This window comes from Streptomyces sp. NPDC087440, assembly GCF_044744005.1.
In the GTDB taxonomy this organism is placed as follows: Bacteria; Actinomycetota; Actinomycetes; order Streptomycetales; family Streptomycetaceae; genus Streptomyces.
Window position 1 is genome coordinate 195,385 of the sequence record NZ_JBIUXN010000007.1, and the last position, 11,875, is coordinate 207,259.

9 protein-coding genes are annotated in these 11,875 nt (G+C 71.7%); 4 read left to right on the plus strand and 5 right to left on the minus strand.

What is annotated here, in order from left to right; genetic code table 11:
- The first annotated feature begins 215 nt into the window (after positions 1-215).
- The 4 genes from ACIO3O_RS17185 (at position 216) to ACIO3O_RS17200 (ending at position 5,492) form a co-directional block, all read left to right on the plus strand.
- Positions 216-3,674 (plus strand): nitrate- and nitrite sensing domain-containing protein, encoded by a 3,459-nt coding sequence (locus tag ACIO3O_RS17185; protein ID WP_401746254.1) that lies wholly within the window; start codon positions 216-218, stop codon positions 3,672-3,674.
- A gap of 10 nt (positions 3,675-3,684) precedes the next feature.
- Entirely contained in the window at positions 3,685-4,098 is a 414-nt protein-coding gene (locus ACIO3O_RS17190; RefSeq protein WP_030980891.1) for a roadblock/LC7 domain-containing protein, read from the plus strand.
- 157 nt (positions 4,099-4,255) lie between these two features.
- Positions 4,256-4,930 carry a DUF742 domain-containing protein gene (locus tag ACIO3O_RS17195; RefSeq protein ID WP_401746256.1) on the plus strand — a complete coding sequence of 225 codons (675 nt, stop codon included), beginning with the start codon at positions 4,256-4,258 and terminating at the stop codon, positions 4,928-4,930.
- Entirely contained in the window at positions 4,911-5,492 is a 582-nt protein-coding gene (locus ACIO3O_RS17200) for an ATP/GTP-binding protein (RefSeq protein ID WP_185034326.1), read from the plus strand. Before ACIO3O_RS17195 ends, ACIO3O_RS17200 begins: the two co-directional genes overlap by 20 nt.
- 303 nt (positions 5,493-5,795) lie before the next feature.
- On the opposite strand, the gene ACIO3O_RS17205 is transcribed toward ACIO3O_RS17200, so the two are convergent.
- From ACIO3O_RS17205 to ACIO3O_RS17225, 5 genes are all read right to left on the minus strand, one after another.
- Positions 5,796-6,005 carry an acyl-CoA carboxylase subunit epsilon gene (locus ACIO3O_RS17205; RefSeq protein ID WP_401746257.1) on the minus strand — a complete coding sequence of 70 codons (210 nt, stop codon included), beginning with the start codon at positions 6,003-6,005 and terminating at the stop codon, positions 5,796-5,798.
- 44 nt (positions 6,006-6,049) lie between these two features.
- Complete coding sequence (locus tag ACIO3O_RS17210; protein ID WP_401746259.1) at positions 6,050-7,639, minus strand: acyl-CoA carboxylase subunit beta; 1,590 nt, start codon at positions 7,637-7,639, stop codon at positions 6,050-6,052.
- Positions 7,640-7,804: 165 nt separating this feature from the next.
- On the minus strand, positions 7,805-9,088 hold the full coding sequence (locus ACIO3O_RS17215) for an extracellular solute-binding protein (protein WP_401746530.1): 1,284 nt from the start codon (positions 9,086-9,088) through the stop codon (positions 7,805-7,807).
- Between the two features lie 137 nt (positions 9,089-9,225).
- Positions 9,226-10,269, minus strand: a complete 1,044-nt coding sequence (locus ACIO3O_RS17220; protein ID WP_401746260.1) for a hypothetical protein — start codon at positions 10,267-10,269, stop codon at positions 9,226-9,228.
- Positions 10,266-11,870 carry a hypothetical protein gene (locus ACIO3O_RS17225; RefSeq protein WP_401746262.1) on the minus strand — a complete coding sequence of 535 codons (1,605 nt, stop codon included), beginning with the start codon at positions 11,868-11,870 and terminating at the stop codon, positions 10,266-10,268. Before ACIO3O_RS17225 ends, ACIO3O_RS17220 begins: the two co-directional genes overlap by 4 nt.
- Positions 11,871-11,875 lie beyond the last annotated feature (5 nt).

Here is an 11,875-nt window from a genome sequence, read left to right on the forward strand (position 1 = left end):
GCCTTTTGGCGGGGCTCGTTCTTTATGCCCGTTTTATCTGAGGGATGGGCCACTCGGCGCGCGATCCCCGGGCTGTTTGGTCGAGAACCGTCGTCCGTGCTGGAATTCGGCGAAACTCCTGAGTAAGTACGTGCGCTCCCCAGCGCGCGCAGCAGTACGGCCCCGAACGAAACACGGCACAGCACAGGTGCCGACGCCGAGAGGTTGTTGGTCGAGTGAGGCGAAGCAAGAAGAGCTCCGCAGAGCAGCAGACACGGGGCAACTTCACCCCGCCGTCGCGCACTGCGGCGCCCCCTGCCGCCGAGGTTCCCGCGGGCTTTCCCGCCGAGGGAGCCGCAGCAGGCGGCAGTTCCAGCCGGATGTCCCCGCGCAACTGGCGCGTGGCCACCCGGCTGAACGCCATTCTCCTCATACCCGTGCTGGTCGCCCTGGTGATGGGCGGCTTCCAGGTCAACGGCTCCATCCAGACCTGGCGGCAGGCGCAGGACGCGGAGAAGACCGCGCTCATCGTGCGTGCCGCCGCCGAGTACGGGCACGCGCTCCTCAACGAACGCGACCTGACGGCCCAGCCGCTGCTGGCCGGCAAGCGCACCGCCCCGGCCGTCGACGAGGCCAGGTCGGCCACCGACGCCGCGAAGAAGAAGTTCGACTCCGCGGTCGCGGGCGCCCCCGACAACCAGGGTCTGAAGAACCGCCTCACCCGCATCCGGCAGGCCGAGCCGAAGCTCACCACGCTGCGCGAGACCGCGTACACCGCAGGCGTCGAGAGCAAGAACCCGGTGGCCACCGAAGAGGGTTACCGCGACGTCCAGCACTTCCTGATGGAGGTGTCGAACGAACTGAGCCTGGGCTCCGGCAACATCACCTCCTACGGCCGGACCGTGTACGCGGTCGAGCTGGCGAAGGCGGCGGAGTCCCTGCAGCGGGCCATCGGCCTGCACCTGCTGATCCGGCCCAACGGCGAGGACGCCGTCTTCGAGGGCCAGGTCAAGGCGTTCTGCTCGTACAACTACCTGGAGACCATCGCGCTCGGCGAGTACGTCTCCGGCGGCACCCAGCACGACGTGGACCGGCTCCGCGAGGTGATGGCGGGCAAGGCCCAGGAGGGCGGCAAGAAGCTCGCCGAGGCCCAGGCCGCCGCCAAGGCGCAGGGCAAGACCTTCCCGACCCCGCCGTCCAAGAACGGTTCGGTCCTCGACGGCATGGCCGCCGAGATCTGCAAGGGCCAGTCGCAGAGCAAGCTCGCCGCCAAGGGCATCGTCCCGCTGACCTGGCAGGCCGCCGCGACGGCCAAGTTCGACGGCTACACCGAGATCGAGAACGAGCTCGTCACCAAGGCCGTGAACGACGCCGCGCAGATCTCCGCGGACTCCCGCAACGACGCCATCATCAACGGTGCGATCGTGGTGATCGCCGTACTCGCCGCCTTCGTGCTGGCCGGTGCGGTCGCCCGCCAGATGAGCCGCTCGATGAAGCGCCTGCGCACCGCCGCGTTCGGCATCGCCGAGCAGCGCCTGCCGATGCTGGTCGACCAGCTCTCCCGTACGGAACCGGGCCGCGTGGACACCCGCGTGCAGCCGATCCCGATCACCTCGCACGACGAGATAGGCGAAGTCGCCCGCGCCTTCGACCAGGTGCACCGCGAGGCTGTGCGGCTCGCCGCGGAGCAGGCGATGCTCCGGGGCAACGTCAACGCGATCTTCACCAACCTCTCGCGCCGCAACCAGTCCCTGATCGAGGGCCAGCTGACCCTCATCACCGACCTGGAGAACAACGAGGCCGACCCGGACCAGCTCGAAAGCCTCTTCCGGCTCGACCACCTCGCCACCCGCATGCGCCGCAACGGCGAGAACCTCCTGGTCCTCGCGGGCGAGGAGCCGGGCCGCCGCTGGAACCAGCCGGTTCCCCTGGTCGACGTGCTGCGCGCCGCCTCCTCCGAGGTGGAGTCGTACGAGCGCATCGAGCTGACCGGCGTCCCCGAGTCGGAGATCCACGGCCAGGCCGTGACCGACCTCGTGCACCTGCTGGCCGAGCTCCTGGAGAACGCCACCACGTTCTCCTCCCCCCAGACCAAGGTCCGCGTCAACGCGACCCGTCTCCCCGACGGCCGCGTGATGGTGGAGATCCACGACAAGGGCATCGGGCTCACCCCCGAGGACTTCGCGGACATCAACCACAAGCTGGCCAACCCGCCGACCGTGGACGCCGCCGTCTCGCAGCGCATGGGCCTGTTCGTGGTCGGCCGCCTCGCCGACCGGCACGGCATCCGCGTCCAGCTGCGCCCCTCGGGCGAGCAGGCGGGCACGACCTCGCTGGTCATGCTCCCGGACGCGATCACCCACGGTGGCGGTGGCGAGAACCTGCCGCAGGACGACTTCACCGTCTCCTCCATCATGGCCGAGCAGCGCCCGGCGCAGCCCTCCTTCGAGGCCGCCCCGATGCGCACGGCCGCCGAACTCGGCTTCGACGACTCGCGCTACGAGGCGGGGCAGCACGGCGAACGCACACCGCTCGATCCGGTGAACCGCTCGCTGCACCGCGAGGAGCGCAGGGCCGCCCTGGAGGGCCGCGCCGCGCAGCCCGAGGGCCGCCCGCTCTTCCGCGACGAGGTCCAGGAGCCGCAGCAGGCTTCGTACGAACAGGGTTACGAGGACCAGCAGGCGGCCCCGCAGGGTTACGAGGGCCAGCAGGCCGCCCCGCAGGGTTACGACCCCACGGCCGCCTACGACCCGCAGCAGCAGGCGTACCAGCAGGGTTACGACCCGAACGGCTACCCGCAGCAGCAGGGCGCCCCCACCGGCTACCCGGAGCAGCCCTCGACCGGCGGCTTCGACGGCTTCGGCCCGCGCGAGTCCTTCGGCTCCACCGAGCGCTTCCCGGCCCAGCAGACCCCCCAGGCACCTCAGCCCCCGCAGGGCTATGCGGAACCCGAGTACCAGGCGTACGAGGAGCAGCCGCAGCAGGCCCAGTGGCAGGACCCGAACGGATTCCCGTCCGGCTACGACCCCTCGTACCCGGCCCAAACGGAATCCGGAACCTCACCTTCCGGACAGTCTTCGCAGGAGACTCCCCCGGCGGCCGACGACCCCGTAGGCTTCGACCGTCCGGGCACCTCGCCGGACGCACCGCGCGAAGGTCACGCACTGACGGACGCGGGTCTTCCGCGCCGCGGCAGCCAGCCCGGCCAGGAGAGCCAGCTCAGCCGGCACAGCAAGTCCGGCCGCGCCGAGCAGTCCTCCCCCCCGGAGGAGCAGCAGCGGCCGCAGGCCTCGCTGCCGACCCGCACACCGCAGCAGCCCTCCGCGCAGTCCGTGCCGGAGCAGCCGCAGCGGTCCGCCCCGGCGCGGCAGGAGCCCCCGGCCGACAGCGGCTGGCGCACGTCGAACGACGAGCGCTGGCAGCGGGCCGAGAAGCTCAAGGACCCGAAGGCGGGCGGGATCACTCCCTCCGGTCTTCCCAAGCGGGTGCCCAAGGCCAACCTGGTCGAGGGAACCGCGGAGCAGAGCCCGCAGAGCGGCCCCCAGGTCTCTCGCGCACCCGAGGACGTACGGGGCAGGCTGAGCAACCTGCGCCGGGGCGTCCAGCGGGGACGCAGCGCGGGGACCGACCAGAACCAAGCGGCCACTTACGATCAGCACAGTGGACCGGGTAGTACCTACAACCAGGAGCGTTAGTGTGAGCCCGATGAGCCAGGCGGCGCAGAATCTGAACTGGTTGATCACCAACTTCGTGGACAACACCCCCGGTGTTTCCCACACGGTGGTGGTCTCCGCCGACGGACTCCTGCTGGCGATGTCCGAAGGATTCCCCCGTGACCGTGCGGATCAACTGGCGGCCGTGGCCTCCGGTTTGACGTCGCTGACGGCGGGCGCCTCGCGGATCTTCGAGGGCGGCGCCGTCAACCAGACCGTGGTGGAGATGGAGCGAGGATTCCTTTTCATCATGTCCATCTCCGACGGATCTTCCCTCGCCGTCCTCGCCCACCCCGACGCCGACATCGGCCTCGTAGGCTATGAGATGGCACTGCTGGTGGACCGGGCCGGCACGGTGCTGACCCCGGATCTGCGGGCCGAACTCCAGGGGAGTCTGCTGAACTGAACCCTCCGGGGGAGGCCCTGTTCCTCCCCTGAGGGTTCTTGACGAAGTCTGTTCAACTGGCAGACACCCCGTGCGTATTGGCATCCCCGGGCTTTAGGGTTCGGGGATGTGGCTCCACAGGTGATGGTGCCCCGCAGTGCAGTCGGAGGAGGAGAACGTGGCAACGCCCCCCAACGGTTCGTCGGCCGACTGGCCCTATGGCCGCGGCCCGGGCCAGGGCCAGAGCGGTCAGAGCGACCCCTCGCAGAACCGGTTCAACTTCCCCTCTGCGCCCAGCCGTTCCCCGCAGGGCGGCCAGCAGTCCTCGGGACACCCGTCCTCGGGACACCCGTCTTCGGGGTACCAGCAGCCGTACGAGCAGCGCCCTTACCAGCAGCAGCCCCCGCAGCCCGCTCGTCACGGGCAGCCCTCCGGCATCCAGCCGGTGCCGCCCCGGCAGCAGACCGGCCGCGCGGGCTCCCCGTCCTCCTCTTCCTCCGGGAGCGGCGGTCACAACCCCCTGGTGCGTCCGTACGCCATGACGGGCGGCCGTACCAGGCCTCGCTACCAGCTCGCCATCGAGGCGCTGGTGCACACCACGGCGGAACCCAGCAGGCTGCAAGGGCAGTTGCCCGAGCACCAGCGGATCTGCCACCTGTGCCGTGAGATCAAGTCGGTCGCCGAGATCTCCGCACTGCTCTCCATCCCCCTCGGCGTTGCCCGAATCCTCGTCGCCGACCTGGCCGAGGCCGGACTCGTCGCCATTCACCAGCCCGGCGGCGACGAAGCCGCGGGCGGTCAGCCAGATGTGACACTGCTCGAAAGGGTGCTCAGTGGACTTCGCAAGCTCTAGCAGCGGAGCAGCCCGCTCCACAACCTCCGCGAAGATCGTGGTGGCGGGCGGCTTCGGCGTCGGCAAGACGACGTTCGTCGGAGCCGTGTCGGAGATCAACCCGCTGCGTACCGAGGCCGTCATGACCTCCGCCTCCGCGGGGATCGACGATCTCACCCACACCGGTGACAAGACCACCACCACGGTGGCGATGGACTTCGGCCGCATCACCCTGGACCAGGACCTGATCCTGTACCTCTTCGGTACACCCGGTCAGGACCGCTTCTGGTTCATGTGGGACGACCTCGTGCGCGGCGCGATCGGCGCGGTCGTCCTCGTCGACACCCGCCGTCTCGCCGACTGTTTCCCGGCCGTCGACTACTTCGAGAACAGCGGCCTGCCCTTCGTCATCGCCCTGAACGGCTTCGACGGCCACCAGCCGTACAACCCTGAAGAGGTCCGCGAGGCCCTCCAGATCGGCCCCGACACCCCGATCATCACCACGGACGCCCGCCACCGGGCGGACGCGAAGAGCGCGCTGATCACGCTGGTCGAGCACGCGCTGATGGCCCGCCTGCGCTAGCCGCTCCTCGTACGAATTCGGGCCCGTGCCCCCTCGTCGGCTTGGCCGGGGGGCACGGGCCCTTCGGCATGTCCGGGCGGGGGGATGGCTGCCCGGAGGGCATGCCATCAGGGGCGCGGGGAACTGCGCGACCAGCCCACCACAAGCCGCGCGGCCAAGCGCTTCAGGTGAAGGGGCGGGACCGGGGCAGCGCCGCAGGCAACCCCGGTGCCGGGTGCGGCACACAAGACCCCCACCCGCAGACAGCCGAAGGCCCGGCCCCCCAGAAGTGGGAAGCCGGGCCTTCGAAGGACCGGAAGGGAATCAGCCCTGCCAGCTGTGCGGAGCCCGGAAGCCCGGCGTGCGCTCCAGACGGCGCCACCCGGCAGCCGTCCGCCCGTGCGGGGCCGAAACCTCGGCGGGGCGGGCCGCCGCCCGGGCCAGCAGGATCGCCGTGATCGCCGCCAGCTCCTCGGGCGCCGCCTCCCCCTTCTCCACACGCAGCAGGTTCTTCGTATCGGCAGGAATGCTCATCGTCGCGTCGTCTCCGTCGTCTCGTCGTCGTCAGGCTCAGAAAGTTACTGGGGCGGGTTGCCGTGCTTGCGCGACGGCAGGTCCGCGTGCTTGTTGCGCAGCATCGCCAGCGAGGAGATCAGTACCTGACGGGTCTCTGCCGGATCAATCACGTCGTCCACGAGTCCCCGCTCGGCCGCGTAGTACGGGTGCATCAGCTCGGCCTTGTACTCCTTGACCATGCGCGCCCGCATCGCCTCCGGGTCCTCGGCCTCCGCGATCTGCTTGCGGAAGATCACGTTGGCCGCGCCCTCCGCACCCATCACCGCAATCTCGTTGGTCGGCCACGCGTACGTCAGGTCCGCGCCGATGGACTGCGAGTCCATGACGATGTACGCGCCGCCGTACGCCTTGCGCAGGATCAGCGAGATCCGCGGCACGGTGGCGTTGCAGTACGCGTACAGCAGCTTCGCGCCGTGCCGGATGATGCCGCCGTGCTCCTGGTCGACGCCGGGCAGGAAGCCGGGCACGTCGAGCAGCGTCACGATGGGGATATTGAAAGCATCGCACATCTGGACGAACCGTGCGGCCTTCTCACTGGCCTCGATGTCCAGGACGCCCGCCAGCGACTGCGGCTGGTTGGCCACGATGCCGACGACCTGGCCGTCGAGCCGGGCCAGGGCGCACAGGATGTTGGTCGCCCAGCGCTCGTGGATCTCCAGGTAGTCCCCGTCGTCCACCAGCTCTTCGATGACCTTGCGCATGTCGTACGGCCGGTTGCCGTCCGCCGGAACCAGGTCCAGCAGGACGTCGCCGCGCCGGTCCGCCGGGTCCTCGGAGGCGACCGTCGGCGGGTTCTCCCGGTTGTTCGACGGGAGCATCGAGATCAGGTACCTGACCTCGGCGATGCAGGTCTCCTCGTCGTCGTACGCGAAGTGCGCCACACCGCTGGTCTCGGCGTGGACGTCCGCCCCGCCGAGCCCGTTCTGGGTGATCTCCTCGCCGGTCACGGCCCGCACCACGTCCGGACCGGTGATGAACATCTGCGAGGTCTCACGGACCATGAACACGAAGTCGGTGAGCGCCGGGCTGTACGCGGCCCCACCGGCACACGGGCCGAGCATCACGCTGATCTGCGGGATGACACCCGACGCCCGGGTGTTCCGCTGGAAGATCCCGCCGTACCCGGCGAGCGCGGAGACGCCCTCCTGGATACGGGCGCCCGCGCCGTCGTTCAGCGAGACCAGCGGCGCACCGGCCGAGATGGCCATGTCCATGATCTTGTGGATCTTCGTGGCGTGGGCCTCGCCCAGCGCGCCGCCGAAGATCCGGAAGTCGTGCGCGTACACGAAGACCGTGCGGCCCTCGACCGTGCCCCAGCCGGTGATGACACCGTCGGTGTACGGCTTCTTGTTCTCCAGGCCGAAACCGGTCGCCCGGTGCCGGCGCAGCTGCTCGACCTCCTGGAAGGAGTCCGGGTCCAGCAGCAGCTCGATGCGCTCGCGCGCGGTCAGCTTGCCCTTGGCGTGCTGCGCCTGGGTGGCCCGCTCGCTCGGGCCCTGTACGGCCTGCTCACGCAGTGCGTGCAGCTCGGCCACCCGGCCGCGGGAGTCGGTGGGCTCGCCCTGGGCGCCCGGAGTATCCAAAACGGTCATGTGTCGAGCCTACGAAGAACGCCAAGAAATCGGTCCGTCGACTCTGCACAGTCTCCGGACCGTATCCCTGTGGAGCCCGGACAGAACCGTGCCCGGATACGGAGGAAATCCCTGCCCGGCGCGGACCCTCTTTGTAAAGACGTCACAAAGGGCCCGCCCGGCTCCTCACCGGGGCACGTCGCACACCCCGGTCAGCCCGCGCGGTTTCCCCAGCTTCGCCGCCCGCGCCCGTTCCGCCTCGGACACCTTCTGGAGCCCCGGCAGTTTCTCCTTCTCCAGCCGCTCGGAGTCCGGGTCGGCCAGATATTCCAGTACGGAGTCGTAGAACGCGTCCCGCACCGCCGGGGACATCGCGTCCGAGGCGTCCAGGCAGCGGGCCGCCCCGGTGCGGCCGGTGAGGCGCGCGGCCGTGCCCGCGTCGGCGGCGGGTGCGACATCGGTGCGGGCGGAGAAGATCCGGCCCCTGTCCTGGTCCGTCCAGGCCTGCTGCCCCGTGCGCGAGACCAGTGTGCGCAGCAGGGCGCGGGCCTGGGGGGTGTCGTTGAACAGCACGGCGAAGTCGGCGGACACCTCGTGGCCGCGCTGCCGGTAGGGACCGCCGGGGAGCAGCGGCGCGGAGTCGGTGAAGCGTGCTGCGGGGGCCTTGTCACCGTAGAAGGCGGCGGGGGCGAAGGAGCCCTGGTGTTCCCGGGTGCAGTCCTGGCCGCCGAAGAGGAGACCGCGGGCCCCGGAGGGGCTGCCTCGGTGGTCGGTGAGCAGGGCCCGTGCCTGGAGTGCCTTGCCGCCCTGCGCGATCATGCGGCCCCAGGCCTGCCAGGCCGTGACGATCCGCCGGTCGGTCCACCGGACGGCGCCGTTCACCCAGTCCTCGTACACCTCCGGGCCCTGCGACTGGAGGACGAGGTCCTCGATCCAGTCGCTGCCGGGCCAGCCGGACGCCCCGTCGTCGCCCATGCCGATGCACCAGGCGGCGGCCGGGGCGGGGGCCGTGGGCCGTGCGCTGTCCTCGCGGTACCAGACGATGCTCTTGAGGTCGGCCTTGACGGGGAGCCAGTAGGGCTTGCCGTCGGCGGGCCGGGGCTGCCACGGGGAGCCGTACGCGTTCCGTTCGGACGCGGCCAGCCAGGTCAGCGGTTTGAGGTGGCCGTCGGCCGCGTACTCGGCGAGTTCGCCCACGCCGGGCATGATCGCCACGTCGGGGGCGGTGCCGGTCTGGAGCTGGGAGAGCAGGACCTCGCGCTGGGCGGCGGTGCCCTGGTAGGTGAACGGGATGCCGAAGCCCTTGAGCAGCTCGGTGAAGCGCTTCTCCTGGATGCCGGTCCAGGGGCCGAGGACGGCGACCGTGTCGTCGTCGGGCGGTGCGCCGGGCGCGGCGAGGGTGCAGGCGGCGGTGGCGGCCGGGAGGAGCAGGGCGAGGAGGAGGACGACGGGACGCAGCAGGCTGCGCAGGCGGCGGGAGCCCTTCGGGTGCGGGCTCACGGACTTCCGGTGCGGGCCCGCGCTCTCGTACGGCCGCTCCTTCTCGTACGGGCTCTCCTTCTCGTACGGCCACTTCTTCTCGTACGGCCGCTCCTTCTCGTACGGACTCATGAAGCCGCCCTCCAGTAGTCGGCGTTGAGCCTGCGGACGCAGCCCGCTGCCGGCAGGACGCAGATCAGGAAGCCGCCGGCGAGGAAGGTGTAGTAGACCCAGGGCGGGCGGCCGTCGTCGTTGAGGCCGGTCAGGAGCTTGGGGGACTCCTCGATGACGTACTCCTGCGCGGCGGCCGGTGTCTCCCGGTCCCCGTGCGTCCGGGAGACGAAGGCGTCCAGGGCCCGGCGGGAGTCGGCCAGCCGGTTCTGGGTGACGGCGGCCGCCCCGAGCGGGACGACGGCGAGCGCGGCGGTGAGCAGGAGGGCCGCGATGAGGGAGACGTCGTAGCGGCGGCCGCAGCGGCGGCGCAGCAGGCGCAGGGCGGACAGGATCGTCAACAGGAGTGCGATCAGGGCCAGTTCGGCAACCGCCCAGCCCGCGTACTGGAGGGGTCCCAGCGTGGTGTCGTCGCCGATCTTCTCCAGCTGCCCCCTCTGGAGGCCGTCGAGGTGCGCCTTGACGCCCGTGCCCGCGCGTTCCAGCAGTGACCTCGCCTCCGCCATCCGCTGCCGCTGCATCAGGGAGCCGTCGGCCTGGCGCACGGTGCCGTCGGTGACGGACTGGGCGTACGAGGCGACCAGCCCCTCGACGGTGTCGCAGGTGGCCCGCCCCTGCGCGCCGTCGATCTGTTTCAGGGACAGTTCGGAGAGGCTCTTGCGGGCGGCGGCGAGCAGCACGCGGTGCCCCTCGCTCTGGCCGACGGTTCCCGTGAGCCCGGCGTCCACCGTCTCGGACGCCTTGTCCAGGGAGACCAGCAGCGCGAGCCGGGTGCCCGCCACGCCGAGGACGGCACGGGCGGAGGGGTCGCGCAGCTCGCTCGCGGCACGGTCGGCCTCGCGGTACGAGAAGACCAGGGCGCCCGCGCCGACGACGGCCAGGACCAGGGCGAGCGCGAGGTGCCGTTCCAGGAGGATGCGGGTCCGGGAGCCGTTGCGGCGGTGGAACCACCAGCGCCGGAGCCGTCCGGGGGTGGCGTCCGGGGGCGTCGGGGTCCTCATGCCGACCGCCTTCCGGGGGCGTCGGGGCCCGGCACGAGTGGCGCCGTGCCGAGCGGATGCCCGCAGCGGATGCAGAACCGGGCCTGCTCGCCGACGAGTTGGGGGCAGCCGGGGCGCGGGCACTGGCGTTCCGCACCGTGGGCGTAGTCGCGGAGGAGGGCTTCGGCGGTGCCCGGGTCGCCGCCGGTGAGGATGTCGGCGCGCAGCCGGTCCTGGTCGTAGGTCTTGTGCAGGCGGACCACGCCCCGGGCGGCGTCCAGTACCTCCGCGACGGTGCGGATGCGGTCCAGCGGCCAGCTGATGCCGAGCTGGTGGGCGAGCTGGGCGGCTGCTCCGAGGTGGCGTTCGGCGGAGTCCCGGCGGTCGCGGTGGGCGGCGAGCTGGCCCCGGTCGAGCTCCTGGCGCAGGCGGCCGAGGGCGTCGGCGAGGGTGACGGTGAGGTTGTCGTCGGTGATCGACCGTTCCTCGGCCGAGAGGTGGCGCGGCCGGGTCTCCCAGCGGACGACGACCGGCACGGCGGCGTCGCCGAGGGCGATCGAGGCGAGGTGCAGGTCGACGCCGAGGGGGTCGGCGGAGGCGTCGACGGCCAGCTCCAGGAGGTATTCGCGGCGGCCCGCGTCCCACTGGTGGGTGGGCAGCACGAACCGGCCGGGCCCGCCGGGGGCGGGGCGGATCGCGGAGGTGAGCTGCTGGCCGCTGGTCTCCTGGAGGGCGAGCAGGCGTACGCCGGTGCGCAGGGTGATGTCCATGGGGAGTTGCGGGCTGCGGATGCGGCGGCGGGCGGCGATCAGTTCGGTGGCGTACGGGGCGAGGTCGGCGGTCGCCAGGGCGCGCGTCCCGTACAGGTTGCGGGCGATGCTCACCAGCGCCTGGGGGTCCCAGGCTCCGCTGGCGGCCACTACGTCGCAGGTGAACTCGCCTGCGCAGCGCGCCAGTTCGGGGCCGAGGGGGCCGGTGCCGCAGGTGCCGTCGGAGAGCAGGAGGAGGTGGCGTACGGGCAGGGGGCGTGCGGTGAAGCGGGTGCGGGCGGCGGCGAGGAGCCCGGCGAGGCCGGGGGCGGGGACGGGGACGGGGGCGGGGGCGGGGGGCTCAGCCGACTCACCCGACCCGCCCGACCCACCCGGCCCGCCGGGACCACCGGGACCACCGGGACCACCGGGACCACCTGACTCCCCCTGCTCGCCCAGCCCGCCCTGCCCGCCCTGCCCGCCCGGCCCCGGAGCCGCCCCGTACAGCCTCTCCGAGGCGGCCGTGAATGCCGCCTCCTCCCGGGTGTCCGGGTTCGCGACGGCCCACCCGCCGTCGAAGGGATAGCCGGTGCCGCCCGCGCCGAACAGGGCGAAGGACGCCCCGTCGGGCAGGGCCCGGAGCAGGTCGGCGAGTGCGGTGCGCAGGTGGGGGTCGCCGCCCGGGGCGAGGTCCACGGCGACGGCCACGGCGAGGTCGGTGGCGGGCAGTCCGCCCGCCGGGTCGGCCCCGACGGGCCGGGCCTCGGCCTGGAGGACGGCCTTGACGACGGCGTCGGGGCGCGGGGAGCGCTCCCGACGGGTCTCGACGTGCAGGCTCAGGGTCAGGCCCGGCCGGGTGGCGGGAGCAGCCATGGGCG

Excerpts from the sequence above, each read along its gene's own strand:
- ACIO3O_RS17190 (WP_030980891.1), top strand. The coding sequence starts at position 3,685 with ATGAGCCAGGCGGCGCAGAATCTGAACTGGTTGATCACCAACTTCGTG.
- ACIO3O_RS17205 (WP_401746257.1), bottom strand. The coding sequence starts at position 6,005 with ATGAGCATTCCTGCCGATACGAAGAACCTGCTGCGTGTGGAGAAGGGG.
- ACIO3O_RS17210 (WP_401746259.1), bottom strand. The coding sequence starts at position 7,639 with ATGACCGTTTTGGATACTCCGGGCGCCCAGGGCGAGCCCACCGACTCC.
- ACIO3O_RS17220 (WP_401746260.1), bottom strand. The coding sequence starts at position 10,269 with ATGAGGACCCCGACGCCCCCGGACGCCACCCCCGGACGGCTCCGGCGC.
- ACIO3O_RS17225 (WP_401746262.1), bottom strand. The coding sequence starts at position 11,870 with ATGGCTGCTCCCGCCACCCGGCCGGGCCTGACCCTGAGCCTGCACGTC.